This is a genomic window from Streptomyces sp. NPDC110618 (genome assembly GCF_055657065.1).
On the sequence record NZ_JBVKBN010000005.1, the window covers coordinates 128,590 to 155,298 of the forward strand.

Annotated in this window: 20 protein-coding genes; 7 read left to right on the forward strand and 13 right to left on the reverse strand. The window is 71.7% G+C overall.

Features of this window, described 5'->3' with window-relative positions; all coding sequences use genetic code 11:
• Positions 1 to 16: 16 nt before the first annotated feature.
• From ACZ7L7_RS11690 to ACZ7L7_RS11715, 6 genes are read right to left on the reverse strand one after another with little or no spacing between them, the layout of a single operon-like run.
• Positions 17 to 835, reverse strand: a complete 819-nt coding sequence (locus ACZ7L7_RS11690) for an HpcH/HpaI aldolase/citrate lyase family protein (protein WP_472075672.1) — start codon at positions 833 to 835, stop codon at positions 17 to 19.
• Positions 832 to 2,022 carry a CaiB/BaiF CoA transferase family protein gene (locus ACZ7L7_RS11695; RefSeq protein ID WP_285513175.1) on the reverse strand — a complete coding sequence of 397 codons (1,191 nt, stop codon included), beginning with the start codon at positions 2,020 to 2,022 and terminating at the stop codon, positions 832 to 834. Before ACZ7L7_RS11695 ends, ACZ7L7_RS11690 begins: the two co-directional genes overlap by 4 nt.
• Positions 2,019 to 3,416: an ADP-ribosylglycohydrolase family protein gene (locus ACZ7L7_RS11700; RefSeq protein ID WP_472075674.1), complete on the reverse strand. Its 1,398-nt coding sequence runs from the start codon at positions 3,414 to 3,416 to the stop codon at positions 2,019 to 2,021. Before ACZ7L7_RS11700 ends, ACZ7L7_RS11695 begins: the two co-directional genes overlap by 4 nt.
• Positions 3,404 to 4,594: an ADP-ribosylglycohydrolase family protein gene (locus tag ACZ7L7_RS11705; protein WP_472075676.1), complete on the reverse strand. Its 1,191-nt coding sequence runs from the start codon at positions 4,592 to 4,594 to the stop codon at positions 3,404 to 3,406. The genes ACZ7L7_RS11700 and ACZ7L7_RS11705 overlap by 13 nt, the downstream gene beginning before the upstream one ends.
• Positions 4,595 to 4,602: 8 nt before the next feature.
• Entirely contained in the window at positions 4,603 to 6,030 is a 1,428-nt protein-coding gene (locus ACZ7L7_RS11710) for an ADP-ribosylglycohydrolase family protein (protein ID WP_471428223.1), read from the reverse strand.
• Positions 6,012 to 7,046 (reverse strand): ADP-ribosylglycohydrolase family protein, encoded by a 1,035-nt coding sequence (locus tag ACZ7L7_RS11715; protein ID WP_285513178.1) that lies wholly within the window; start codon positions 7,044 to 7,046, stop codon positions 6,012 to 6,014. The genes ACZ7L7_RS11710 and ACZ7L7_RS11715 overlap by 19 nt, the downstream gene beginning before the upstream one ends.
• A 280-nt stretch (positions 7,047 to 7,326) precedes the next feature.
• Between ACZ7L7_RS11715 and ACZ7L7_RS11720 the strand changes: the two genes are divergently transcribed.
• The 3 genes from ACZ7L7_RS11720 to ACZ7L7_RS11730 all read left to right on the forward strand — a co-directional run bounded on the left by ACZ7L7_RS11720 (position 7,327) and on the right by ACZ7L7_RS11730 (position 14,511).
• The gene (locus ACZ7L7_RS11720) at positions 7,327 to 8,058 is read left to right on the forward strand and encodes a VIT1/CCC1 transporter family protein (protein ID WP_453605307.1); all 732 of its coding nucleotides are present in this window, start codon (positions 7,327 to 7,329) and stop codon (positions 8,056 to 8,058) included.
• Positions 8,059 to 8,456: 398 nt separating this feature from the next.
• Positions 8,457 to 13,055, forward strand: coding sequence for a glutamate synthase large subunit (gene gltB, locus ACZ7L7_RS11725; RefSeq protein ID WP_471592319.1), 4,599 nt, complete (start codon positions 8,457 to 8,459; stop codon positions 13,053 to 13,055).
• Entirely contained in the window at positions 13,048 to 14,511 is a 1,464-nt protein-coding gene (locus ACZ7L7_RS11730; RefSeq protein WP_285513181.1) for a glutamate synthase subunit beta, read from the forward strand. Before gltB ends, ACZ7L7_RS11730 begins: the two co-directional genes overlap by 8 nt.
• A 97-nt stretch (positions 14,512 to 14,608) precedes the next feature.
• Here ACZ7L7_RS11730 and ACZ7L7_RS11735 read toward each other — a convergent pair whose 3' ends face one another.
• The 3 genes from ACZ7L7_RS11735 to ACZ7L7_RS11745 all read right to left on the reverse strand — a co-directional run bounded on the left by ACZ7L7_RS11735 (position 14,609) and on the right by ACZ7L7_RS11745 (position 17,748).
• Entirely contained in the window at positions 14,609 to 15,265 is a 657-nt protein-coding gene (locus tag ACZ7L7_RS11735; RefSeq protein ID WP_471592320.1) for a 3-keto-alpha-glucoside-1,2-lyase-like domain-containing protein, read from the reverse strand.
• Positions 15,266 to 15,281: 16 nt separating this feature from the next.
• Positions 15,282 to 16,424 (reverse strand): non-hydrolyzing UDP-N-acetylglucosamine 2-epimerase, encoded by a 1,143-nt coding sequence (gene wecB, locus ACZ7L7_RS11740; protein WP_285513183.1) that lies wholly within the window; start codon positions 16,422 to 16,424, stop codon positions 15,282 to 15,284.
• Positions 16,425 to 16,503: 79 nt separating this feature from the next.
• Positions 16,504 to 17,748, reverse strand: a complete 1,245-nt coding sequence (locus tag ACZ7L7_RS11745; protein WP_471592321.1) for a glycosyltransferase family 2 protein — start codon at positions 17,746 to 17,748, stop codon at positions 16,504 to 16,506.
• A 404-nt stretch (positions 17,749 to 18,152) separates the two neighbouring features.
• Here ACZ7L7_RS11745 and ACZ7L7_RS11750 point away from each other — a divergent pair, with 404 nt between their 5' ends.
• Both ACZ7L7_RS11750 and ACZ7L7_RS11755 read left to right on the forward strand, forming a co-directional pair.
• Entirely contained in the window at positions 18,153 to 20,051 is a 1,899-nt protein-coding gene (locus tag ACZ7L7_RS11750; RefSeq protein ID WP_471592322.1) for a DUF2334 domain-containing protein, read from the forward strand.
• Between the two features lie 26 nt (positions 20,052 to 20,077).
• Positions 20,078 to 21,082, forward strand: coding sequence for a glycoside hydrolase family 113 (locus tag ACZ7L7_RS11755; protein WP_285513186.1), 1,005 nt, complete (start codon positions 20,078 to 20,080; stop codon positions 21,080 to 21,082).
• Between the two features lie 20 nt (positions 21,083 to 21,102).
• On the opposite strand, the gene ACZ7L7_RS11760 is transcribed toward ACZ7L7_RS11755, so the two are convergent.
• On the reverse strand, positions 21,103 to 22,005 hold the full coding sequence (locus ACZ7L7_RS11760; protein WP_471428234.1) for a chitosanase: 903 nt from the start codon (positions 22,003 to 22,005) through the stop codon (positions 21,103 to 21,105).
• Positions 22,002 to 22,913 carry a rhomboid family intramembrane serine protease gene (locus tag ACZ7L7_RS11765; protein ID WP_285513188.1) on the reverse strand — a complete coding sequence of 304 codons (912 nt, stop codon included), beginning with the start codon at positions 22,911 to 22,913 and terminating at the stop codon, positions 22,002 to 22,004. The genes ACZ7L7_RS11760 and ACZ7L7_RS11765 overlap by 4 nt, the downstream gene beginning before the upstream one ends.
• A gap of 148 nt (positions 22,914 to 23,061) precedes the next feature.
• Between ACZ7L7_RS11765 and ACZ7L7_RS11770 the strand changes: the two genes are divergently transcribed.
• Entirely contained in the window at positions 23,062 to 23,790 is a 729-nt protein-coding gene (locus ACZ7L7_RS11770) for a vWA domain-containing protein (RefSeq protein WP_285513189.1), read from the forward strand.
• On the opposite strand, the gene ACZ7L7_RS11775 is transcribed toward ACZ7L7_RS11770, so the two are convergent.
• Together ACZ7L7_RS11775 and ACZ7L7_RS11780 are read right to left on the reverse strand one after the other, a co-directional pair.
• Complete coding sequence (locus ACZ7L7_RS11775) at positions 23,787 to 24,722, reverse strand: acyl-CoA dehydrogenase family protein (protein ID WP_471592324.1); 936 nt, start codon at positions 24,720 to 24,722, stop codon at positions 23,787 to 23,789. The two genes, ACZ7L7_RS11770 and ACZ7L7_RS11775, sit on opposite strands and share 4 nt — an antisense overlap.
• Complete coding sequence (locus ACZ7L7_RS11780) at positions 24,722 to 25,861, reverse strand: acyl-CoA dehydrogenase family protein (protein ID WP_285513191.1); 1,140 nt, start codon at positions 25,859 to 25,861, stop codon at positions 24,722 to 24,724. The genes ACZ7L7_RS11775 and ACZ7L7_RS11780 overlap by 1 nt, the downstream gene beginning before the upstream one ends.
• A gap of 60 nt (positions 25,862 to 25,921) precedes the next feature.
• On the opposite strand from ACZ7L7_RS11780, the gene ACZ7L7_RS11785 reads away from it, so the two are divergent.
• Positions 25,922 to 26,704 carry an SDR family oxidoreductase gene (locus ACZ7L7_RS11785; RefSeq protein ID WP_285513192.1) on the forward strand — a complete coding sequence of 261 codons (783 nt, stop codon included), beginning with the start codon at positions 25,922 to 25,924 and terminating at the stop codon, positions 26,702 to 26,704.
• Positions 26,705 to 26,709: the final 5 nt, after the last annotated feature.

The following is a 26,709-nucleotide window of genomic DNA, read 5'->3' on the forward strand; positions in this document are numbered from 1 at the left end:
GCGCCCTTCGCCGCGTTCAGCCGCGGCGGGCGGCGAGGGAGAGCATGCGGTGGGCGGCCGCCACCACCGCCGCGTCGATGAACGTGCCGTCGCGCAGCGCCTGCGCACCCTCGTGCGCCGCGGCCGCCTTCACGATCGCCTCCGCCCGCGCCAGCTCCTCCTCCGTGGGCAGGTAGGCCCGCTCGATGACCGGGAGCTGGCGGGGGTGGACGGCCGCCCGGCCCAGGAAGCCCAGGGCGCGGCCGTGGGCGCAGCTCGCCGCGAGGCCCGCCAGGTCCCGGGTGTCGGGGTACACGGACTGGGGCGGCGGCGGCAGACCCGCCGCTCGGGCGGCGACGATCACCCGGGAGCGCGGCCAGTCCAGGCCCGCGTCGTCCCGTACCCCGAGATCGGCCCTGAGATCCGCCTCGCCCAGGGCGATGCCGTGGACGGCGGGATGGGCCCCGGCGATGGCGAAGGCGTGCTCGACGCCCAGGGCGGACTCCAGCAGGGCGTACAGCGGGTGGGGGGTGCACCGCGCGACCCTGAGGATCTGTTCGGGGGAGGTGACCTTGGGCAGCCGCAGCCCGGCCACGCCGACGAGGTGCGCCAGGGCCTTCAGATCGGCTGCCGCCAGGGGACCGTCCAGGGCGTTCACCCGGACGTGGACCGGCAGGGGCAGGGGCTGGGGGTCGGAGAGGAGTTCGGCCGTGGCGTCGCGGGCGTACTCCTTGCGGTCGGGGGCGACCGCGTCCTCCAGGTCGACCACCACGACATCGGCGCCGGTCCGCAGCGCCTTGGCCACCGTGTCCGGCCGGTCGCCGGGTACGTACAGCCAGGTCAGGGGGATCGTCATACGGCGCCCTCCGCGCGCAGGGCCGTCACCTCGGCCGGGGTCAGGCCGAGTTCGGTGAGCACCTCGTCGGTGTCGGCGCCGTGCGGGCGGCCGGTCCAGCGGATCGCGCCGGGGGTCGCGGAGAGCCGGAAGAGGACGTTCTGCATGCGCAGCGGGCCGAGCTCCGGGTCGTCGACGGTGGTGATGGTGTCGAGCGCCTGGTACTGCGGGTCCGTCATCACGTCGCGCACGTCCTGGATGGGGGCGACGGCCGCCTCCGCCTTCTCGAAGGCCGCGAGCACCTCGTCGCGGGTGCGCTCGGCGATCCAGCCGCCGACCGCTTCGTCGAGTTCGTCGGCGTGCCGGGCCCGCTCCACGCCCGTCGCGAACCAGGGCTCCTCCACCAGATCGGGGCGGCCCACCAGGCGCATCACGCGCTCCGCGACCGACTGCGCCGAGGTGGAGACCGCGACCCAGCTGCCGTCCGCCGTGCGGTAGGTGTTGCGCGGGGAGTTGTTCGCGGAGCGGTTGCCGGTGCGCTGCTGGACGTAGCCGAGCTGGTCGTACCAGGTGGGCTGGGGGCCGAGGACCGAGAGCATCGGCTCGATCAGGGCGAGGTCGACGACCTGCCCCTCGCCGGTGCGGTCGCGGGCGGCGAGCGCGGTGAGAACGGCGTACGCCGTGGCCAGGCCGGCGATCGAGTCCGCGAGGCCGAACGGCGGCAGCGTCGGCGGCGCGTCCGGCTCGCCGGTGAGGGCGGCGAATCCGCTCATCGCCTCGGCGAGGGTGCCGAAGCCGGGGCGGTGGGCGTACGGGCCGAACTGGCCGAAGCCGGTGACGCGGGTGAGCACCAGCCGGGGGTTGACCGCCGACAGCTCGGGCCAGCCGAGGTCCCATTTCTCCAGGGTGCCGGGGCGGAAGTTCTCGATGATCACGTCGGCGGTCGCGGCGAGCCGCAGCAGGGTGTCCCGGCCGCCGGGGGTGGACAGGTTCAGCGTGATGGCGCGCTTGTTGCGGCCCAGGTGCTTCCACCACAGCCCGATGCCGTCCTTGGCCGGGCCGTGGCCGCGGGACGGGTCGGGCCGGTCCGGGTGCTCGACCTTGATGACCTCCGCGCCGAAGTCGCCGAGCGCCGTGGCGGCGAGCGGTCCGGCGAACAGGGTGGCGAGGTCCAGGACGCGCAGTCCGGTCAGCGGGGCTTGGTTCATGGGCGGACCGTCTCCCGGTGGGTGAGCTGGGCCAGGGTGTCGAAGCCGGTGCCGTTGAAGTCGCCGACGGAGGTGGCCAGCCGGTTCTTCAGCGGGGCCGTCCAGTGGTCGGGGAGCGCGCCGGGGTGCCCGGCGAGAAGGGCGGCGACGCTGCCCGCGGTGGCGCCGCCCGAGTCGGTGTCCCAGCCGCCGGACACGGCACGGGAGACGGAGCCGGTGAAGTCGCCGTCCGCGTGGGTGAGGGCGGCGGCGACGAGCGCGGTGTTCGGGATCGCGTGGACCCAGTGGTGGCCGGCTCCGTAGGTGGCGTGGAGGTGGTCCACGACCGTGTCGAAGTCCGCGTGCTCGTGGGCGAGTTCCAGGGCGTGGCGGACCGCCCGGTACAGCCGGGAGGCCGGGGGGATCACCCGCAGGCCGGTGGCGAGGCAGTCGTGGACGTCGTGGGCGCCGGTCGCGGCCCGGGCGATGACGGCGGCGACGAACATGGCCGCGTAGACGCCGTTGGCGGTGTGGGTGAGGGTGGCGTCCCGGTGCGCCTGCTCGGCGGCGGAGCCCGGGTCGCCGGGGTTGGTCCAACCGTGCACGTCGGCGCGGATGAGGGCGCCGATCCACTCCCGGAAGGGGTTGCGGTGGCGGGCCGTGTGCGGGGGTTCCAGGCCGGTGAGCAGGTTGCGGTAGGCGATGCGCTCGGCGGTGAAGGTGCGGCCCGCGGGGAGTTCGTCCAGCCAGAGGCGGGCGACGTCGGCGGTGGTGAAGTCCCGGCCGTGGCGCCGCAGGAGGAGCAGGTTGAGCAGGGGGTAGTTGAGGTCGTCGTCCTCGGGCATGCCGTCGATGTTCTCGGCGAGGGAGGTGCCGGCCGAGCGACGGTTCCAGGGGTGGGCGAGCAGCAGGTCCTCGGGGACGCCCCTGGCGGTGAAGAACGTGGTGGGCGGCCAGTTGCCGGTGGGGCGGGCGAGCCCGCGGATGGCGTCGAGGGGGAGCTTCTCGACGGGTTTGCCGAGCAGGCAGCCGGCGGCGCGGCCGAGCCAGGCCGCCTCGTAGCGGTCCGGGGTGACTTCGGGGGTGGCCCGGGGGGTGCTTTCGGGGGTGGTCTGGGGGGTGGCCTTGGGCGTCGGCCAGTCCCGGCAGGCGGCCCTGATGGCGGCGAGGTCGGTCGGCTCGTGGTCCGCCAGGCTGCTCGGCAGGTCGGCGAGTTCGTCGAGCAGGTCCTCGGCGAGGAGGCGGAGGTAGCGGGAGGAGCGGTCGGGGGACGCGCCCGAGCGCGCGGGTGCGTCGAGGCCGCCCGCCGCCCTCCAGCGGTTGGCGATCCGGGAGGGCTCGCGGCCGTCCAGGGCCGCCTGGCGCAGTTCGTGACCGATCAGGTCCTCGGGCTGGACCCAGGTCAGTCGGAGCATTCGGGACCTCCGAGAGCGGTGAAGGCGCGCTCGTGGGCGCGGCGGCGCTGTACGTCACGGTCGAAGATCTCGCGCGCCACGGCGGCGAGGGTGCGGGCGGGTTCCCACAGGTCGAGGCGGCTGGCGTCGGCCACCTGCTTCGCCCAGTCCTCGGGCACGGGCCGGCCCAGCGCGCCGGACAGGGCGCCGGACATGGTGGCGATGGAGTCGCAGTCCCGGCCGTAGTTCACCGAGCCGAGCACGGTCTGCCGGTAGTCGCCGGATGCCACCAGCAACATGCCGAGCGCGACGGGCAGTTCCTCGATGGCGTGCAGCCGGGAGGGGCGGCGGGCGCCGAGGGAGGGGGAGCGGTAGTCGGGGCCGACCGTGTCGTACGGCGCCACCGCCTGCCGGAGCGGGGTCAGCGCCGACTCGAAGTCGCCGTGCCGGGCGGCGACTTCGCAGACCTTCTCGATGGCCTCGCGGGTGCCGTCCTTGGCGAGGGCGAGGCAGGTGTCGACGACGGACTCCGGGGTCGCGCCCGGCGCGCAGGCCGCCGCGACCGCCGCCGCGAAGACGCCGGCCGCCTCACGGCCGTACGAGGACTGGTGGGCGCCCGCGATGTCGAGGGCCTCGGCGTAGGCGGCGTGCGGGTTGGCCGCGTTGACCAGGCCGACCGGGGCCATGTACATCGCCGCCCCGCAGTTGACGATGTTTCCGGTGCCGGCCTCGCGGGGGTCGACGTGGCCGTAGTGGAGACGGGCCACCAGCCACTTCTCCGCGAGGAAGACGCGGTGCAGGGGGAGTGCCTCCGCCTCCAACTCCGGGATCCAGCGGGGGTTGTCCATCAGGTCCGGGACCAGGTGGTCGGCGATCGCGTACGCGTCGAGGTGGTCGCGGACCTCGGTGTAGACCCGGATCAGGGCGTGGGTCAGCAAAGTGTCGTCGGTGACGTGGCCGTCGCCCTTGTGGTACGGGGCGAGGGGGCGGGCGGTGCGCCAGGCGTCGCCGTTCCAGGGGCCGACGATGCCGTGGATCCGGCCGCCGTGGCGTTCCAGGATCTGGTCGGGGGAGTAGCCCTCCACCGGGCCGCCGAGGGCGTCGCCGACTGCGGCGCCGACGAGGGCGGAGGTGATGCGGTCGTCGAGGGTGGGTGTGGGGGGTAGTGAGTGATTTGGTGGGGTTCTTCCGGTTTTCATGGGGCGCATCATCCTCCTGTCGTGGCCGGTTGTGCGGCTTCCAGGAGTTCGGCGAGTTCCACGAGGTCCGTACCGGTGAGGCGGGGCAGTGCGCAGCCGGACAGGACGCGGCAGGCGTCGCGCCAGGACGCGGGGATCCGCGCGCCGCCGCACAGGGCGCCGGTGAGGGCGCCGACCAGGGCGGGGGCGGAGTCGGCCACGCGGGAGAGGCATGCGGCGGCCGGGACCGCTTCGGCGATACGGCCCCGGGCGGCCGTTGTCAGGGCGAGGGCCACGGGGACGGTTTCCGCGGCCGCGATGCCGTAGCTGTAGACGTGGTCGACGATCTGGTGTTCCAGGTGCGGGATCAGGGCGAAGGTGCTCTCGGCGGCGTCGGCGAGGGCGAGGGCGTGGCGGGCGTTGCGGCCGATCTCCGTCGCCGGTGGGAGTTCCGCCAGGGCCGCGGTGACACAGGCGTCCGGGGCTGCGCCGGTCAGGGCGAGGGAGAGGGCGGCGGCCATGGCGCGGGCGCCGTGGACTCCGTCGCCGTCCTGGGTGTAGCGGGCGTCGAACTCGGCGAGGTCGGCGGCGAGTTCGGGGTCGCCGGGGTGGGCCACGGCGAGGACGCAGGCTCTTACGCAGGCGGCGTCGTCGAAGTAGTGGGGGTTGTCGTGGCCGGTGGCGGGTGGACGCAGGCCGGTGGCGAGGTTGCCGAGTCCTGCTCGGACGGAGATGCGGGCGCGGAGGGGGAGGACGGCGGATTCGATCTCGGGGGCGCGGTTCGCTGCGGCGGCGACCTCGCTGGCGATGGCGTTCCAGGTGAGGTCGATGGCCGCGCGCATGCGGCGGTGTCTGCTGAGGTCGCCCAGGGCGGTGTCGTCGCCGGCGCGGAGTACTGCTTCGGCGGCGAAGGTTGCCCATTCGGCGTCGTCGGAGGGGCCCAGGCGGAGGGGTTCGGGGGGCTGGTTGAGGGCGATGGGGACGGGGAGGGTGGTGGTGGCGTTCTGTTCGGCGAAGGTGTCCAGTTCGCGGGTGAGGCGGCGGGTCCATTCCGGCATGCGGGCGGCGCGGTGGCGGGCTGCCGGCCAGCCGGCGGCGTCGCCTGCGGCGAGGCCGAGGAGGAGGCCTTCGATGCGGCGGGTGCGTGTTCCGGCGGGTTTCGCCCCCGCCGCCCCTACCCGTCCCACCTCCAGGGGCTTCGCCCCTTCGACCCCACCAGGGGGCTCCGCCCCCTGGACCCCCGTCGGCCCTGAACGGGCCTCGTCCTCAAGCGCCGGACGGGCTGGGGGTGCCTGGGGTGGGTGGGTGGTGTTTCTGTGGGTGGGTGGGGGATCGGCCCGGACGGCCTCGTCCTCAAGCGCCGGACGGGCTGGATCGGGCTGGGGGGTGATGTCCAGCGCTGTGAGGTCTTCGAACGGCGGGTCGTCCGGGGCCGTTGCTAGGGGCTCGGGGGGCATTTAGGGGTCTCCCTCGGAGTGGGGGGTGGGGTCAGGAGGTCTGCTACCGAGAGGACGTGGTGGCCGCGCATCGCGGGGAGGCAGGTGCCCCTCGCCGGGCCGATGGGGGCCGACCAGGCCGGGGGGATCCCCGACTCGCCCTGGGTCGCTCCGGCCAGCGCGCCTGCCACCGCCGCCGTCGTGTCGGCGTCCCTGCCCATGTTCACGGCGGTCAGGACCGACTGGACGAAGTCGCCGTCGGCCGCCGCGTACGCGCCGAAGGCCAGGGCCACCGCCTCGGGGGCCAGGTCGGTCCAGGGGTAGCCGCCGATCACCACCGCGGAGCGGACGGCCCGTTCGCCGCGGTGGGCGACCGCTGCCGCTCGGCGCAGGGAGCGGGCTGTCCAGGAGTCCTCGGGGATGACGGCCAGGGCCGAGGCCACCACCGCCACCGTCGGTGCCCCGGCCATCGCCGCCGCCACGCCCGCCGCCACCGCCTGGCCGCCGTAGATGCCCTCCCCGTCGTGGCTCACCGAGCCGTCGATGGCCACCAGGCGGGCCGCTTCGGCGGGGCGGCCGGCCGCGTAGACGCCGAACGGGGCCGCGCGCATGGCCAGGCCGTCGCTCCAGGCGTGCCGGTGCTGGGCCGAGATGGGCGCCGCCAGGCCCCGGCGGAGGTTCTCCAGCGTGCCGCGTTCGCTGAAGCCCGCGCCGCGGAACGGGCCCTCCTCCCGGTCCGCGATCCACTCGTGCCACGCCGCCTCCACGTGCGCCGGGGTGAGCGCGGAGCCGTGGCGGGCCAGCAGCAGGCCGGAGAAGATCGCGTACTCCGTGTCGTCCGTACCCGACGGGCGGTCCGTGACGTAGCCGGTGATGCGGCCCCAGCGGGCCCGGATCTCCGAGGGCTTCATGTTCTCCGCGGGGGCGCCCAGCGCGTCGCCCACCGCAAGTCCCAGGAGCGCGCCGCGCCCCCGGTCGCGGAGCCCGGCGGCGTCCCCCGGCGCCGGGACCGAGGGGATGCAGGCGATCGATGCCATACGCGGCCTCTCCTTGGGGGCTCCCGGGGCAGCGGAGCCCTTTGCGGATCTGTGCCACGGGAGGGGGGGAGGGATGGCCTGGGCGGGGTCAGCGTCACCCGGTCGACATCTGTGCGGCTTATCTATCGGATGAGCGGAATCCTGCAAAACCGCAGGTTAGCCCAGCCTTTCCTTGCTGGCGGAGGGGGAATCGGGAGAGTAGCTTTGGGGTTGTAAAAGGTTGGACTCCGTCCAAAGTTAGCCTTTCCTAAGCTCCATTCCGTAGGGGGAACCGCACCCAATGGCCATCATCGAGACCGAGGCCGCGCTCCACGTGGCCCATCGGGACAACCACACCCACCGCGACGTCAACGGCGGCTGGCTGCGCCCCGCCGTCTTCGGTGCCATGGACGGTCTCGTCTCCAACCTCGCCCTGATGACCGGCGTCGCCGGCGGGCAGGTCAGTCACCAGACCGTCGTGCTGACCGGTCTCGCCGGGCTCGCCGCCGGTGCCTTCTCGATGGCCGCGGGGGAGTACACGTCCGTCGCCTCCCAGCGGGAGCTGGTCGAGGCCGAGCTGGATGTCGAGCGGCGCGAGCTGCGCAAGCACCCGCAGGACGAGCAGGCCGAGTTGGCGGCCCTGTACCGGTCCCGGGGAGTGGATGCCGAGTTGGCGGACGAGGTCGCGCGGCAGCTGTCGCGGGATCCCGAGCAGGCTCTGGAGATACACGCCCGCGAGGAGCTCGGGATCGACCCGGGCGACCTGCCCTCGCCCGCCGTCGCCGCCGTGTCGTCCTTCGGCTCCTTCGCGCTGGGCGCCCTGCTGCCCGTACTGCCCTATCTGTTCGGCGCCACCGTGCTGTGGCCCGCCGTACTGCTCGCCCTCGTCGGGCTCTTCGCCTGCGGTGCCGTCGTGGCCAAGGTGACCGCGCGGAGCTGGTGGTACAGCGGTTTGCGGCAGCTTGCCCTGGGTGGTGCGGCGGCCGGTGTGACGTACGCCCTGGGAAGCTTCTTCGGAACGGCCGTAGGATAGGCAGGCTGGAACTTATGCGATGGGCCGCATAAGTAGCCGTTACTCGCTGGTTTCGAATGCTTAACCACCGGGCATGAGCCGTAAGCGCTGTGGGCAATGGTGCCTGCCGCGCACCTGTGCGAGGTGGGCGACGACGCCCCCCTCGCCACTGCCGACTGGCCACCGATCTGATCGATCTTGTCCTAGTCGGTCCCCATACTTTTCGGCCGCTGCGTGCGGCCTCGCCGCCACCCGCGGTGTCCGCATGTTGGAACGGTATATCCGGTTCCCGAGAATCGCTCCATCATGTAACCTGCACGAAATTTTGATCTCAGCTGATCTCAGCGCAGATCACACGCAGAGGGCCAACGTCGTCCCTCGGCACCAGCTAAATGCCACTGACGACGACGGGAGAGCCGATGCGTACGCCGCGCCAGCCGTCCCAGCATTCCGCGAATGGCCAGAACTGGTCGTTCATGGATGCTCGCCCTGCTGCGCAGGGTATGTACGACCCCCGCAACGAGCACGACGCCTGTGGCGTCGGCTTCGTGGCCACCCTCACCGGCGAGGCGAGCCACGCGCTGGTCGAGCAGGCGCTCACGGTTCTGCGCAACCTGGAGCACCGCGGTGCCACCGGCTCCGAGCCCGACTCGGGTGACGGCGCGGGCATCCTGTCCCAGGTCCCGGACACCTTCTTCCGTGAGGTCGCCGGCTTCGAGCTGCCCGCGGCCGGTGCCTACGCCGTCGGTATCGCCTTCCTGCCGGAGGACGGGGCCGAGGCCGCCGTCTCGCAGATCGAGACCATCGCCGCCGAAGAGGGCCTGACCGTCCTCGGCTGGCGCGAGGTCCCCGTCGCCCCCGAGCTGCTCGGTGCCACCGCCCGCTCGACGATGCCGGTCTTCCGCCAGATCTTCGTCAGCGACGGCGTCTCGACGGGTATCGACCTGGACCGCAGGGCGTTCGTGCTGCGCAAGCGCGCCGAGCGCGAGGCCGGGGTCTACTTCCCCTCGCTGTCGGCCCGCACCATCGTCTACAAGGGCATGCTGACCACCGGCCAGCTGGAGCCCTTCTTCCCGGACCTCTCCGACCGCCGGTTCGCCTCCGCGATCGCGCTCGTGCACTCCCGGTTCTCCACGAACACCTTCCCGTCGTGGCCGCTCGCGCACCCCTACCGCTTCGTCGCGCACAACGGTGAGATCAACACCGTCAAGGGCAACCGCAACTGGATGCGCGCCCGTGAGTCGCAGCTGTTCTCCGACCTGTTCGGCACCGACGGCAAGGCCCTGGAGCGCGTCTTCCCGGTCTGCACCCCGGACGCCTCCGACTCCGCCTCCTTCGACGAGGTCCTGGAGCTGCTGCACCTCGGCGGCCGTTCGCTGCCGCACTCCGTGCTGATGATGATCCCGGAGGCGTGGGAGAACCACGACTCCATGGACCCGGCCCGGCGCGCCTTCTACCAGTACCACTCCACGATGATGGAGCCCTGGGACGGCCCGGCCTGTGTCACCTTCACCGACGGCACCCAGGTCGGCGCCGTGCTCGACCGCAACGGTCTGCGCCCCGGCCGCTACTGGGTCACCGACGACGGCCTCGTCGTCCTCGGCTCCGAGGTCGGCGTCCTGGACATCGACCCCGCCAAGGTCGTCCGCAAGGGCCGCCTGCAGCCCGGCAAGATGTTCCTCGTCGACACCGTCGAGCACCGCATCATCGAGGACGACGAGATCAAGGCCGAGCTCGCCGCCGCGGCCCCCTACCAGGAGTGGCTGGAGGCCGGCGAGATCGAGCTGTCGGACCTGCCCGAGCGTGAGCACATCGTGCACACCCACGCCTCGGTCACCCGCCGCCAGCAGACCTTCGGCTACACCGAGGAAGAGCTGCGGATCATCCTGGCGCCGATGGCCAAGGCCGGCGCCGAGCCGATCGGCTCGATGGGCACCGACTCGCCCATCGCCGCGCTCAGCGAGCGCCCGCGGCTGCTCTTCGACTACTTCACCCAGCTGTTCGCGCAGGTCACCAACCCGCCGCTGGACGCCATCCGCGAGGAGCTCGTCACCTCGCTGCGCTCCTCCCTCGGCCCGCAGGGCAACCTGCTGGAGCCGACGGCCGCGTCCTGCCGCAGCGTCACCCTGCCGTTCCCGGTGATCGACAACGACGAGCTGGCCAAGCTCATCCACATCAACGCCGACGGCGACATGCCCGGCTTCAAGGCCGCGACCCTGTCCGGCCTGTACCGGGTCTCCGGCGGCGGCGACGCCCTCGCCGCCCGCATCGAGGAGATCTGCGCCGAGGCCGACGCCGCCATCGAGAACGGCGCCCGCCTGATCGTCCTGTCGGACCGCCACTCCGACGCCGAGCACGCGCCGATCCCCTCGCTGCTGCTCACCGCGGCCGTCCACCACCACCTCATCCGCACCAAGCAGCGCACGCACGTGGGCCTGCTGGTCGAGGCCGGTGACGTCCGCGAGGTCCACCACGTCGCCCTGCTCATCGGCTACGGCGCCGCCGCGGTCAACCCGTACCTGGCGATGGAGTCCGTCGAGGACCTGGTCCGGGCCGGCACCTTCCTGCCCGGCATCGAGCCCGAGCAGGCCATCCGCAACCTGATCTACGCCCTCGGCAAGGGCGTGCTGAAGGTCATGTCGAAGATGGGCATCTCCACCGTCGCTTCCTACCGCGGCGCCCAGGTCTTCGAGGCCGTCGGTCTCGACGAGTCCTTCGTGGAGAAGTACTTCAACGGCACCGCCACCAAGATCGGCGGCGTCGGCATCGACGTCATCGCCAAGGAGGTCGCCGCCCGCCACGCCAAGGCGTACCCGGCCTCCGGCATCGCCCCGGCGCACCGCGCGCTGGAGATCGGCGGCGAGTACCAGTGGCGCCGCGAGGGCGAGCCGCACCTGTTCGACCCGGAGACGGTCTTCCGCCTCCAGCACTCGACGCGCTCCGGCCGCTACGACATCTTCAAGAAGTACACGGACCGCGTGAACGAGCAGTCCGAGCGCCTGATGACGCTGCGCGGTCTGTTCGGCTTCAAGTCCGACCGCCCCTCGATCCCCATCGAGGAGGTCGAGCCGGTCTCCGAGATCGTCAAGCGCTTCTCCACCGGCGCCATGTCGTACGGCTCCATCTCCAAGGAGGCGCACGAGACCCTCGCCATCGCCATGAACCAGCTGGGCGGCAAGTCCAACACGGGTGAGGGCGGCGAGGACCCGGAGCGCCTGTACGACCCGGCGCGCCGGTCCAGCATCAAGCAGGTCGCCTCCGGCCGCTTCGGTGTGACCTCCGAGTACCTGGTCAACGCGGACGACATCCAGATCAAGATGGCCCAGGGCGCCAAGCCCGGCGAGGGTGGCCAGCTGCCCGGCCACAAGGTCTACCCGTGGGTCGCCAAGACGCGTCACTCGACGCCGGGCGTGGGCCTGATCTCCCCGCCGCCGCACCACGACATCTACTCCATCGAGGACCTGGCCCAGCTGATCCACGACCTGAAGAACGCGAACCCGCAGGCGCGGATTCACGTGAAGCTGGTCTCCGAGGTCGGCGTCGGCACGGTCGCCGCGGGTGTCTCCAAGGCGCACGCGGACGTGGTGCTGATCTCCGGCCACGACGGCGGCACCGGCGCCTCCCCGCTGACCTCACTCAAGCACGCGGGCGGCCCCTGGGAGCTGGGCCTGGCCGAGACCCAGCAGACCCTGCTGCTCAACGGCCTGCGCGACCGCATCGTCGTGCAGACCGACGGCCAGCTCAAGACCGGCCGTGACGTGGTCATCGCCGCGCTGCTGGGTGCCGAGGAGTTCGGTTTCGCGACCGCGCCGCTCGTCGTCTCCGGCTGCGTCATGATGCGCGTCTGTCACCTGGACACCTGCCCGGTCGGCATCGCCACCCAGAACCCGGTGCTGCGCGACCGGTTCGCCGGCAAGGCCGAGTACGTGGTGAACTTCTTCCGGTTCATCGCGCAGGAGGTCCGCGAGATCCTCGCCGAGCTGGGCTTCCGCTCCATCGAGGAGGCCGTCGGTCACGCCGAGGCGCTCGACGTGACCCGCGCGGTCGACCACTGGAAGGCGCAGGGCCTGGACCTGGCCCCGCTGTTCCATGTGCCCGAGCTGCCCGACGGCGCCGTGCGCCACCAGCTCATCGAGCAGGACCACGGCCTGGAGAAGGCGCTCGACAACGAGCTGATCAAGCTCGCCGCCGACGCGCTCGCCGCGGACTCCGCCACCGACGCCCAGCCGGTGCGCGCCCAGGTCGCCATCCGCAACATCAACCGCACGGTCGGCACCATGCTCGGCCACGAGGTGACCAAGAAGTTCGGTGGCGCGGGCCTGCCCGACGACACCATCGACATCACCTTCACCGGCTCCGCCGGCCAGTCCTTCGGCGCCTTCCTCCCGCGCGGTGTCACGCTGCGCCTGGAGGGCGACGCCAACGACTACGTCGGCAAGGGCCTGTCGGGCGGCCGGGTGATCGTCCGCCCGGACCGGGGCGCCGACCACCTCGCCGAGTACTCGACGATCGCGGGCAACACCATCGCCTACGGCGCCACCGGCGGAGAGCTGTTCCTGCGCGGCCGGACCGGTGAGCGGTTCTGCGTGCGCAACTCCGGTGCCCTGGTGGTCTCCGAGGGTGTGGGCGACCACGGCTGCGAGTACATGACCGGCGGTCACGCCGTCGTCCTCGGCGAGACGGGCCGCAACTTCGCGGCCGGCATGTCCGGCGGTATCGCCTACGTCATCGACCTCGACCGGGACAACGTCAACGCCGGCAACCTGGACGCCGTAGAGGCGCTCTCCGAGGACGACAAGCAGTGGCTGCACGACGTGGTGCGCCGCCACGCCGAGGAGACCGGCTCCACGGTCGCCGAGAAGCTGCTCGCCGACTGGGACGCCGCCGCCGAGCGCTTCAGCAAGATCATCCCCAGCACGTACAAGGCAGTGCTCGCCGCCAAGGACGCCGCCGAGCGAGCCGGTCTCTCCGAGACCGAGATCACCGAGAAGATGATGGAGGCGGCGACCAATGGCTGATCCCAAGGGCTTTCTCAACCACGGGCGCGAGGTCGCCAAGTCCCGCCCCGTCGAGGTCCGGCTCAAGGACTGGAACGAGGTCTACGTCCCCGGCTCGCTGCTGCCGATCATCAGCAAGCAGGCCAGCCGGTGCATGGACTGCGGTATCCCGTTCTGCCACAACGGCTGTCCGCTCGGGAACCTGATCCCGGAGTGGAACGACTACGCCTACCGCGAGGACTGGGCCGCCGCCTCCGAGCGGCTGCACGCGACCAACAACTTCCCGGAGTTCACCGGTCGCCTCTGCCCGGCCCCCTGCGAGTCGGCGTGTGTGCTCGGCATCAACCAGCCGCCGGTCACCATCAAGAACGTCGAGGTCTCGATCATCGACAAGGCGTGGGAGACCGGTGACGTCTCCCCGCAGGCGCCCGAGCGGCTGTCCGGCAAGACCGTCGCGGTCGTCGGCTCAGGACCCGCCGGACTCGCCGCCGCCCAGCAGCTGACCCGGGCCGGTCACACCGTCGCCGTCTACGAGCGCGCGGACCGCATCGGAGGTCTCCTCCGCTACGGCATCCCCGAGTTCAAGATGGAGAAGCGGCACATCAACCGCCGTATCGAGCAGATGCGCGCGGAGGGCACCAAGTTCCGCACCGGCGTCGAGATCGGCCGGGACATGCCGGCCACCGCGCTGCGCAAGCGGTACGACGCCGTGGTCCTCGCCGTCGGTGCCACCACCGCCCGTGACCTCCCCGTCCCCGGGCGGGAGCTGAAGGGCATCTACCAGGCGATGGAGTACCTGCCCCTGGCCAACAAGGTCCAGGAGGGCGACTACGTCACCGCCCCGATCTCCGCCGAGGGCAAGCACGTCGTCGTCATCGGCGGCGGCGACACCGGCGCCGACTGCGTGGGCACCGCCCACCGCCAGGGCGCGGCCTCGGTGACGCAGCTGGAGATCATGCCCCGCCCGAACGACGAGCGGAACCCGGTCACCCAGCCGTGGCCGACCTTCCCGATGCTGTACAAGGTCACCTCCGCGCACGAGGAGGGCGGCGAGCGGGTGTACTCCGTCTCCACCACCCACTTCGAGGGCGACGAGGACGGCAACGTCCAGTGGCTGCACCTGACCGAGGTGGAGTTCGTCGACGGCAAGCTGACCCCGAAGCCGGGCACCGAGCGCAAGATCCCCGCCCAGCTGGTCACCCTCGCCATGGGCTTCACCGGCACCGACCGGGAGAACGGCCTGGTCGAGCAGTTCGGCCTGGACCTCGACGAGCGCGGTAACATCGCCCGCGACGCCGACTTCCAGACCAACGTGCCGGGCGTGTTCGTCGCCGGTGACGCGGGCCGCGGCCAGTCGCTGATCGTGTGGGCCATCGCCGAGGGCCGCTCGGCCGCCCGTGGCGTGGACCGCTTCCTGACCGGTGCCAGCGACCTGCCGGCCCCGATCCGCCCGACCGACCGCGCGCTGATGGTCTGACGGCACAACCGAAAACGTCCCGTACAAAGGCGTACGGAACACAGATGGCGTCTGCCCCACTGTCCCCGACCGGACGACTGGGCAGGCGCCGTCGCCTTTACGGACCCACCTCCAGCCCCTCGAACTCCACGGTGGCGTCCTCCGTGTACGCCCCCACCTTCCCGCTCGTATAGGGGCGTTCGGGGTCGGTGAACCGCACCAGCCGCTCCCCGTCCACCGTGACGGTGACCGTCGCCCCGCGCTGCTCCACCAGCACCCCGTACCAGTCGCCCACCGCGTACTCCTGGTGCCCCGTGGCCAGGAACCGCTGCCCGCCCGGGTAGGCGGGGTCCCGTTTGCCCAGCTCCCAGCCGTTGGGCTTGAGCGCGATGTAGTAGAAGTGCTCCGGGTCGGTGTACGCCCACACCAGCCACGGCACCTCCCAGGGGTTCGGGTCGGGCTCGCGCAACTGCTCGACCGTACGCATCCGGGCCGCGAACCGGACGTCCGCGTACGACGCCGTGCTCACCACCAGCCCCGCGTGCGTGGTCCCCGGGTCCTCCGCGGGCATCGGCGACAGCGTCAGCGAGTCGTCGTCGCCCGAGTTGGTGCCGTGCCCGTTGAACACCGACTGCCAGCGGCCGTGCACGGAACCGTCGGCCCACGGCGTCGACGGCGGTGGCGGGTCGTCGGAGCCGCACTGGGTCAGGGCGACGGCCAGGACGCCGACGAGCGCCACCGCCGGGAGCAGACGGCGCAGCAGGGGGCGGGTCATGCCGACGAGTATGGGCTCAGACCGCCGCGTCCAGCGGGACTTCGGCCGCGAAGTCCTCGGCGAGCTGGGCCAGTACGCGCTCCGCCGCCCGCCCGTCGCCGAACGGATTGCCCGCCCCCGCCATCCGTCCGTACGCCACCGGGTCGTCGAGGAGTTCCCCGGCATGCCGTACGAGGGCCTCGGGGTCGGTGCCGATCAGCCGGGCCGCGCCCGCCTCCACCGCCTCCGGGCGCTCGGTGGTGGTGCGCAGCACCAGCGCGGGCTTGCCGAGGCTCGGCGCCTCCTCCTGGATACCGCCGGAGTCGGTGAGGACCAGGTCGCTGTCGGCGAGGGTGGCCGCGAAGTCCAGGTAGTCCAGCGGCTCCACCAGCGCGATCCCGTCGTGGCCGTCGAGTTCGGGCAGCAGCACCTCCCGTACGGCCGGGCTCTTGTGCAGCGGCAGCACGATCTCCACGTCCCCGCGCTCCGCCAGCAGGCGCAGCGCCCGGCCCATGCCGCGCATCCGCTCGCCCTGGTTCTCCCGCCGGTGCAGGGTGACCAGGATCTTCCGGGCCCGGGTGCGGAAGGCGGAGGTGCCGGTGGACCGGTCCAGTACCCACAGCAGGTTGTCGATGACGGTGTTGCCGGTGACGAACACCTGCTCCTTGGGCACGCCCTCGTCGGTGAGGTGGCGGGCGGCGCGCTCGGTCGGGGCGAAGTGCCAGCGGGCGATACGGCCGATCAGGCTGCGGTTGAGCTCCTCCGGGAAGGGGTTGTCGATGACGCCGGTGCGCAGTCCGGCCTCCACATGGGCGACCGGCACCTTCTCGTAGAACGCGGCGAGCGCGCCGGCCAGCGCGGTCGTGGTGTCCCCTTGCACCACGACCAGGTCGGGCCGCCGCTCCCGCATCACCTCGCCGAGTTCGGCGACCAGCCGGGCGGTCAGGTCGGAGAGCTGCTGGCGGCTGCGCATCACGTCGAGCGCGATCCGGCTGGTGACACCGAGCAGTCCGAGCATCTGGTGGAGCATCTCGCGGTGCTGTCCGGTGGTGACGACCACCGGGTCGAAGTCGGCGGAGCCGGCCATGGAGCGGGCGATGGGCGCCAGTTTGATGGCCTCGGGCCGGGTGCCGAGCACCAGCATGGCGCGTACGGGCAGGACGGACTGAGGTGCGGACATGGGTGAGCCCCCCTTGGGCGCGCGCGGTCGCGGGGCCGCGCGTGGATGAGAGAAGAAGTCGGCGGGGTGGGCGGTCAGGTCAGGTGCGCGCGGTCTTCAGCCAGGTCCGTTTGCCGGTGAGCATCCGCCAGAAGCCCCACCAGCCGGCGGCGAACCAGATGTAGCCGTAGAAGACGAAGACATGGGCGAGGAGCACCGAGCGGACCAGCCCGAGGTCGCGCTCACGCCGGGAGTAGACGAAGCCGTAGGCGTAGGCGGCGGTGAAGGACAGCAGGTACGGGCCGAGCAGCCACATCGGCGACACCAGCGGCTCGCCCGCCTGCACCGAGGCCACGGCGGTCGCGCCGAGGGCCACGAGGAAGGACAGCGGGAGCAGCGAGGTGAGCAGGATCAGCACCGGGCTGGACAGGTGGTAGAGGAGATCCAGCGCGGGGCGGGTGGGCACGTCCCGCAGGATGAGCGGGACGAGGTTGGCCGACTGCAGATGGCCCTGGAACCAGCGCGAGCGCTGCCGGATCAGGCGGCGCAGGCTGAGCACGGCCTGCTGGGAGACCGAGGCGGTGGTGCAGTGCTGGTTGGTCCAGCCCTTGGCGATCAGCCGGACCCCGAGGTCGAGGTCCTCGGTGAGGCTGTCGCTCCACGGGCCGTCCCCGTCCAGGGTGTCGAGCGCGGACAGCCGCATGAACTGACCGTTGCCGCCCATGCCGACACTGCCGATGAAGCGACGGGCGCTCTGGAAGACATCGCCGTAGACGACGAACTCCATGTCCTGCATCCGGGCGAGCAGCCCCTGGCCGCGGTTGTACATCCGGACGCAGACCTGCACGGCCCCCGTGTCCGGGTCGTCGAAGTAGGGGTCGACCGACTGCACGATGTGCGGATCGAGGCGCCCGTCGGCGTCCACCACACACAGGACGATGTCGGCGGGGTCGCGGCCGGCCAGCAGCCCCGACTCCCTGAGATGGCGCACTCCGTCGTTGAGCGCGGCGCCCTTGCCCCGGCGCGCGTTCGGGGGAGTGCGCCGGTGCAGCCGGACCCGGTCGGGGTCGGCGGCCAGCGCGATCTCGGCGGTGCGGTCGTCGGAGCCGTCGTCGATGACCAGCGCCATGAAATTCCCGGCGGGCAGCGAGGTGATACGCGCCAGGCTTTCGGAAAGGACTCGCTCCTCGTTCAGACAGGCGAGCAGGAATACATAGAAACGCTCTCTCCGCTCGGTGCGGATCCGGCGAATTCTGCGCCGGGAGAGCAGGAAAAGGCTTGTGTTGTAGCAGCCGGCCAGCACGATCAGGCTGACCGAGGACCACAGCAACAGCTCAGTGATCATGTTTACTCCCGGCGCTGACCTGCGCTTTTGTGGTCTGTCTGCGCAGGTGCGTCCGGGCTGTGAGTATCAGACAGGCGGTCAGGCAGTAGAGCAGGAATCCGGCTCCCGCCGTCGCCTGAAGAGCTTTGGCCAATGGCAGGCCCGGAATCGCCTCCGGCGCGGCCATGGCTCCGGCCAAGGGCAGCAGTGCCCCCAGAGCTGGTCGTCCGTACATTTTCCCCCCACATTTCACAGCGCGTCCCCATCGCGCGAAGAGGAAGGTAGCAGAACCGCGGGGCACCCCAGAAGAGGATTTGACAAACGGACGGTGCCCATTGACACCCTTCTCGATCGCCGAGAACAATCGGTGACTTCCTGCCGGAAAATCTCTTTGCCAAAAGCTTGGCAAAGTGGGGGGAACGAACGTGCAACTACACATCCGGCCTCGGAGACGGAGATTCTCCAGGCTTTCCGTCGTCTTCTTACTCCTCGCCGCACTGTTCAGCGGCACATTCCTGGCCGCCGGAGCCCAGGCGGCCGGCAAACCGGAGCGCGGGCACGGCGAGTCGCCCGGCCCGAGGTCCGGGGTCAACCGGGTCGACCTCAAGGGCTGGGCGAAGCAGCAGCTCAAGGCCGACCGGGCGCGCCACGACCGGGCGCGCGGCAAGGGCAAGGGCAAAGCCGCCGACAGGGCCGGGGCCAGGGGGGTCGTCACCCCGGCGACCGCCACCACCACCGCCTCCGCGCTCGCCACGGCGGTACGGCGCCAGGCGGCACTCGCGGCCCCGGCCGCCGTCGGCCCCGCCGCCGAGCCGTCCACCCTCGTCCTCTACGACACCGCGGGCCCCTACGGCCACCTCGGCGAGCTGTACGCCATGGCCACGGCCAACCTGGCGGGCCACTTCGGCAGCGTGACCGCCAAGCCGGTCTGGCAGTACACCGCCGGGATGGTCGACGCCCACACGGCCACCGTCTACATCGGGTCCACCTACTACTGCTGCGACGTCCCGGACGCGGTCCCGGCCGCCTTCTACCAGGACGCGTTCACCACCACCAAGCCCGTGACCTGGATGGGCGCCAACATCTGGAACATGGCGAACGCCGTGGGTGTGGCCCCGTTCGGCCAGAAGTACGGCTGGGACCCGACGTCGTCCTACTACGAGGACGGCGGCTCCGTCGGCACCGTCACCCAGGTGACGTACAAGGGGCAGACGCTCACCCGGAAGGTGCCGGCCGGGCAGGACGGCGGGGTGCTGCGCCCCAATGTGCTGACCGGCGCCGGGTATCCGCAGGTCACCCGGGTCGCCGAGGGCCTGGACTCGTCCAACGGGCACACCTTCGGCTGGGCGGTCCGCTCGTCCAACCTCACCTACATCGGGGAGATCCCCTTCTCCTACGTCTCCGAGAGCGACCGGGTCATCGTCTTCGAGGACCTGCTCTTCGACGCGCTCGCCCCGGACACCGCCGAACGGCACCGGGCGATCGTGCGGCTGGAGGACATCAGCCCCAACTCCGAACCGTCCGAGCTGCGGGACATCGCGGACTACCTGTACGAGGAGCAGATCCCGTACGGCATCAACGTGATCCCCGTCTACAGCGACCCCAACGGCACCTACAACAACGGCGTTCCGGAGACGGTGAAGCTCACCGACCGGCCCGAGCTGGTCGAGACGCTGGAGTACATGCTGGACCGGGGCGCGGTGCTGATGAACCACGGCTACACGCACCAGTTCGGCAACGCGGCCAACCCCTACAACGGGGTCAGCGGCGACGACTTCGAGTTCTACACCGCCCATGTGGACGCCGCGGACAGCGTGATCTACGACGGGCCGGTGCCCGGCGACTCCGCGGCCTTCGCGCAGGGACGGGTGGACAGCGCGCTCGCCGAGTTCGCGGCGGCGGGGCTGGAGCGGCCGGATCTGTGGACCACTCCGCACTACGCGGGGTCCGCCACGGATTACCAGGTATTCAGTTCGAACTATTCCGCCCGGCTCGAACGGTCGCTTTATTTTGCCGGAACCCTGAGCGGGGCGGCGTCGGATCCGAACCGTTTCATCGGGCAGTTCTTCCCGTACGTGGTGCGTGATGTGTACGGGACGAAGGTGATTCCCGAAAACATCGGGAATTACGAGCCGGAGGCGTACAACAATCATCCCCCGCGGCTGCCGGCCGATCTGATCGCCTCGGCCCGCGCCAACCTGGCGGTACGGGACGGGTTCGCCAGCTTCTTCTACCACCCGTACTTCCCGGTCGAGCCGCTGCGCGAGACGGTCGAGGGCATCAAGGCGCTCGGCTACACCTTCGTCAGCCCCGCGAGTGTGTGAGGAGGCACTGAGCCTGTGAGGAGGCAGTGAGGAGGGGGGCCGTCGCCGTGCTGGCGGCGGCCCTCCTCGCCGTCGGCGGCTGTACGCCGCAGCGCGAGGAGGCGCCAGTGAACCGGGGGATCACCCTGCCCTCGTGGTACCGCACCGACTACGACAGCCCGAGCGCCGACCGCTTCCTGCGGGACATCAGGGCCACGGGCGCGCGCTGGGTCACCTTCACCCCGACCTGGTACCAGCGGCGCCCGGGGGACACGGAGATACGGCGCACGCGGGAGACGGCGAGCGACGCGGGGCTGAGACGGATCGTGCGGCGCGCGCACGCCCACGGGCTGAAAGTGATGATCAAGCCGCATGTGGACCTGCCGGGCGACATCGACCGCGCCCGGATCCGCCCCCGCGACCGGGACGCCTGGTTCGCCTCGTACCGCCGTTTCATCACCCACTACGCGGGCCTGGCCGCGGCGACGGGGGCGGAGCAGTTCGCCGTCGGCACGGAACTCGCGGGGGTCTGCGGGGACCGCGCCGCCTGGACGGAGGTCATCGAGGCGGTCCGCGCCCGCTACGACGGGACCCTCACCTACGCCGCCAACTACGACGAGTACCGGCGCATCGGTTTCTGGCGCGAGCTGGACCTCATCGGCATCGACGCCTACTGGCCGCTGTCCGAGCGCCCCACGCACTCCGCCGAAGCCCTGCGCCGGGCGTGGCAGCCGATCAGCGCCCGCCTGGCCGCGTACTCCCGCGAGCAGGGCCGCCGCATCCTGTTCACCGAGGCCGGTTACGTCAGCCAGCGCGGCACGACGACGGCCCCCTACGACTGGACGGTGAGCCGCCGTCCGGACCCCGCCGAACAGTCCGCCGCCTACCGCGCCCTGCTGACCACCTTCACCGGCCAGGACTGGTGGGCCGGCGTCCACTGGTGGATGTGGGACGACTGGCCGGACAGCGCGGAGACACCGAGCCACCTGGCGTACACCCCGCACGGCAAACCGGCGGAGAAGGTGCTGAGGGAGGAGTGGGGCGCCGACTAGTTCCTCCCGGACGGCAGACCCTAGGGCACGTGGTACTGCTCGCCGTACATGCGCCAGTTCAAGGGGGTCTTCAGGGCGAAGTTGCCGTCGTAGAGCCACTGGCGCTGGGCCGTGGTGATGCGGCTGGTGTCGGCGGTGGACTTCTTGCGTTTCATCGCCTGTTCGCGGATGTCCAGGAAGATGTCGAGGTACAGCTTCTCCGAGCCGCCCCGGGAGGGCAGCTCGGCCTCGTGCAGGGCGCGTTCGCGCAGGCCGTAGAAGCCGTTCGGGCCGAGGTCGGGGCCGTGCAGGATCATCGCGTCGTAGTAGATGAACTGCCCCAGCGTGCCGAGGCCGTCCAGCTTGGCGAGGCGGACCGCGGGGTTGAAGTAGACGCGGTCGCGCTCCTTGTCCTGCGTCTCGCGGAACTCGGGCTTCTCGGCCTCCGCCTTCCAGGCGGCCGGGAAGCCGTCCAGGCCCTCGTGCGAGTCCGTGCCGTTGACCTCCCGCAGCGCGGGCAGGTAGCGGGCCAGGCCGTTGTCCGGGTACTCCTCGGTGTACCGCTCGACCAGGTCGAGCAGATCGTTGGTGGCGGTGCAGAACCCGGCCACGCCGGCCGTGTAGCCGCAGCCGTCGTCGTTGTCCTCGACGCTGGCGTACCCCACCTTCCAGTCGAGGCTGGAGAACTCGGCCGAGGACGTGATCTTGAGGGCCAGGCCCTTCATCCCGGGGTCGGCCAGACCCGGCGGCAGGTTCTTGATCGTCTTCTCGTCCGCGGCCCGCTCCGACTCGGCCCGCTCCTTGGCGTCCTCGCGGGCCTGCTGCGCGGCTGAGACGGGCGGCGCCGCCGGGCTCTGCGCGGAGTCGGACGGGGACATGAAGTACGCCCCGGCCGTGATGACGACCGGCAGCGCGGCGAACGCCAGGATGTTGCGCCTTCTCACTTCAGACCTCCGACCCGAGCCACCGCCAGGACCACCAGCACCGCCAGAACCGCCGCGCACACCGCCGCCTGGATCGCCGTCCGGCGCGGCCCCCGGGGCACGTACGCGTACGCCAGCGCCACCGCGCCGCCGGTCAGCAGCCCGCCCAGGTGCCCCTGCCAGGAGGTCAGCCCCGCGGACAGCAGCAGCCACAGCAGCAGGAACCCCATGAACCGGTTGACGCCCCGCATGTCGGCGCCCACCCGCCGGGCCACGACGTAGTACGCGGCACCCAGGCCGAAGATCGCGCCGGACGCGCCCAGCGTGATGGCGCCGGGGTCGTCCAGCAGCAGCACGAGGACCGAGCCGCCGAGCGCCGCGAGCAGGTACAGGGCGAGGAAGCGGGCCCGCCCGAGCATCGGCTCCACGGCCCGGCCGAGCATCAGCAGCGAGAGCATGTTCATCACGATGTGCGCCAGGCCGAACGTTCCTTCTGTCGGCTCCAGGTGCAGGAACGCGCTCGTGAGCAACCGCTCCCACTCCCCGGCGACCAGCCCCTCCGCCTCGAAGCCGAGCGGTACCGGCGACTGGTACACGTAGTGCAGTCCGTCCGGACCCACCATCCCCGCCGGGACCAGGGCGAACCGGTCCACGATCGACGGCCGTGCGATCTCCGCCAGATACGCCAGCGCGTTCACCGCGATCAGCGCGTACGTCACCACGGGCGTGCGCGAGATCCGGCCGCCCACCACCGTGCGCGCCTGCCGGACGGACTTCGCGCCCTCCCGTACGCACTCCACGCACTGGTGGCCCACGGCCGCCTCGCGCATGCAGTCGGGGCAGATGAACCGCTCGCAGCGCACACAGCTGACGTACGTCTCCACCTTGGGGTGGCGGTAGCAGGTGGTGACGTGGGACTCGGGTTCCACGCGGCTCCTCGAAAACGCTTGCGGACAATCGCTCAGCCGGGTGGGGCGGCGGCGGTCAAAACTATCGAACACCTGTGAGAGTCGGGAGAGGCGGGTCGGGTGTGACGTAATCTCGTCAGCCAGACGAACGAGTCCAGGGGGATCGCGGATGTCGGCCATCAGTCTGCGCAAGGTGGAGGAGACCGCGCCCGCGCTGGTCAGCCTCTACAAGAGCGCCGGGGTGTCACTCACCAAGCACGGTCTGGACGGGCTGCGCGCCGCGGTCTACCTGGTGATCGACTACTCCGGCTCCATGAAGCCGTACTACCAGGACGGCAGTGTGCAGGCGCTCGCCGACCGGGTGCTCGGCCTGTCCGCGCATCTCGACGACGACGGCCGGGTGCCGGTGGTGTTCTTCTCCACCGACGTCGACGCCGAGACCGAGATCGCCCTCGCCGATCACCAGGGACGAATCGAACGGATCGTGGCCGGGCTCGGGCACATGGGCAAGACCAGCTACCACCTGGCCATGGACGCGGTCATCGACCACTACCTCGACAGCGGCTCCCGGGCACCCGCCCTGGTGATCTTCCAGACCGACGGCGGCCCGATCAACAAGCTCGCCGCCGAGCGGTACCTGTGCAAGGCGTCCCGGCTCCCGCTGTTCTGGCAGTTCATCGGCTTCGGGGACCCGCACAGCAAACAGTTCGACTACTTGCGCAAGCTGGACGAGTTGGCGGTGCCGCAGAAGCGGTGCGTGGACAACGCGGGCTTCTTCCACGCGGGGAAGGATCCGCGCAAGGTGTCCGACCGCGACCTGTACGACCGCATGGTCGGGGAGTTCCCGAAGTGGCTGGCGGCGGCGCGGGCGCAGGGCATCATCCCGGCCGGCGCCTAACCCGCTCCTCGCAGCACGGCCTCCCGGCACTCGCGCGGGCTGCCCCACGCGGTGCGCAGGACGCGGGCCTTCGTTAGCAGCGGCGACACCTCGCACTCGGCCGTGTACCCGATCGCGCCGTGCAACTGCAGCGCCGCGCGCCCGGCGCCGTACGCCGCCTCGCAGGCCGTGACCTTGGCGGCGGCGATGTCGGCGGGGGAGAGGGTGAGCGCGGCGCCGAGGACGAGGGGACGGGCGAACTCCAGGGCGGTCTTCGCGTCCGCCAGCCGGTGCTTGACGGCCTGGAACGAGCCGACGGGCACACCGAACTGGGTGCGCCGCCCGACATGGGCGACCGTCCGCTCCAGCAGCGCCAACCCGGTGCCCAGCGCCTGGGCCGCGGTGGTGAGCCGGGCCAGGGCCAGGGCCCGCGCGGCAGGCGGACGGGGGTCGAGCAGCTCGCCCCGCTCCAGCGCGGTCAGCCGGCGCGCCGGGTCCAGCGAGGCCCGTACCGGCCCGTGCCCCGCGGAGCGGAACAGTCCGTCGTCGGCGAGCACGAGCCGTATCTCCGCCGCGTCCCCGTCCAGCGCGTACGGCACCCCGTGCGCGACCGTCGCCATGGCCTCCCCGGACACCAGCCGCTTGACCGTCCCGGACCCGGCGAGCAGCACGGCGGCCGTGACTGTCTCCACCAGCGGGCCGGGGACGGCGTGCCGCCCCAACGCCACGAAGGCGAGGGCGAGTTCGACCGGCCGCAGCCCGAACCCGCCGTCCTCCTCCCGCGCCGCGAGCCCGAACACCCCGCCCGCGGCGATCCGGCCCCACAGCGCACGCCCGCGCGCATGCTCGCCCCGGCTCCACTCCCGTACGGCCGCCGGGGTGTCGGCGGCGGAGAGCATCGCGTCCAGGGAGGAGACGAACGCCCGCTGTTCGGCGTCGGGCAGGAACCGCATCACCGGCGTCCCTTCGGCAGGCCCAGCAGGCGCTCGGCGATGATGTCGCGCTGGATCTCGTTCGTCCCGGCGTAGATCGGTCCCGCGAGCGAGAAGACATACCGCTCGGCCCACTCGGTGTCCGCCAACTCGCCCTCCTCGCCCAGCAGATCGAGCGCCGTCTCGTGCAGCGCGATGTCGTACTCCGACCAGAAGACCTTGTTCAGGCTGGACTCGGGGCCGATCCGCTCGCCGTCGAGGAAGCGGGAGGCGGCGGCGAAGGTGAACAACTGGTAGGCGCGGGCGCCGATCAGGGCGTCCGCCACCCGGTCCTGGGCCCACTGCGGACTGCCGCGCGCCCGCCACAGCGCGGCCAGCCGGTCGGCGGCGGCCAGGAAGCGGCCCGGGGAGCGCAGCATCAGCCCGCGTTCGTTGCCCGCCGTGGACATCGCGATCCGCCAGCCCCGGCCCGGCTCACCGATCACGTCCTCGTCCGGCACGAACACCTCGTCCAGGAACAGCTCCGCGAAGGCCGGACGGCCGTCCATACGCCGGATCGGGCGGACCGTGACACCGGGGGCGCGCAGGTCGAACATCAGGTACGTCAGGCCCTGATGGGGCGCCTCCGCGTCCATGTCGCTGCGGAACAGGCCGAAGGCGCGGTCCGCGAAGGCGGCGCGCGAGGACCACGTCTTCTGCCCGGACAGCAGCCAGCCGCCCTCCGTACGGACCGCCCGCGAGCGCAGCGACGCGAGATCCGAGCCCGCCTCCGGCTCCGACCACGCCTGCGCCCACACCACCTCGCCGCGGGCCATCGGCGGCAGGACCCGGGCCCGCTGTTCGGCCGTGCCGAAGTCGAACAGGGTCGGTGCCAGCAGATGGATGCCGTTCTGGCTCACCCGCCCCGGCGCGCCGGCCGCGTAGTACTCCTCCTCGAACAGCAGCCAGCCGACCAGCGAGGCGTCCCGGCCGCCGTACTCGGCGGGCCAGTTGACCACCGACCAGTCGTCGGCGGCCAGTTCGGCCTCCCACGCGCGGTGCGCGGCGAAGCCCTCCCCGGTCTCCAGGGACGGCAGCGGCTCGGCCGGCACGTGCGCGCGCAGCCAGGCGCGGGCCTCGTCGCGCAGGGCCGACTCGGCGCCGGAGAACGACAGATCCATCGGCCACCGCTCCTTCCCCTCGGCTTCCCTAACAAGTGTTTGGTAGGTTAGCGTGCCCCTATGACAGGCGTCGAGAGCCCGGCCTACGTCCCCGGGCACGGGCTGCTCAAGGGCCGCACCGCCGTCATCACGGCGGCCGCGGGCGCGGGCATCGGCGGGGCCACCGCGCGCCGCTTCCTGGAGGAGGGCGCCCGCGTCCTGATCAGCGACGCCCACACCCGGCGCCTGAAGGAGCACGAGGCCGCACTCGGCCGCGAGTTCCCCGGCGCCGTCACCGCCGTCCCCTGCGACGTCACCGACGAGACCCAGGTCACCGCCCTCTTCGACACCGCCCTGCGCGAGCACGGCCGCCTCGACGTCGTCGTCAACAACGCCGGGCTCGGCGGGACCTCACCCCTCGTCGACATGACCGACGACCAGTGGACCCGCGTCCTCGACGTCACCCTGGGCGGCACCTTCCGCTGCACCCGCGCCGCCCTGCGCCGCATGCGCGAGAGCGGCGGAGTCATCGTCAACAACGCCTCCGTCCTCGGCTGGCGCGCCCAGGCCGGACAGGCCCACTACGCCGCCGCCAAAGCCGGTGTCATGGCCCTCACCCGCTGCGCCGCCCTGGAAGCCGCCGAGTACGGGGTCCGCGTCAACGCCGTCGCCCCCAGCCTCGCCATGCACCCCCACCTCGCCAAGGTCACCTCGCCCGAACTCCTCGCCGAACTCACCGCGCGGGAGGCCTTCGGGCGGTACGCCGAACCCTGGGAGGTGGCCAACGTGATCGTGTTCCTGGCGTCCGGATACTCCTCGTACCTCACCGGCGAGGTCGTCTCCGTCAGCGGCCAGCATCCGTAGGACGA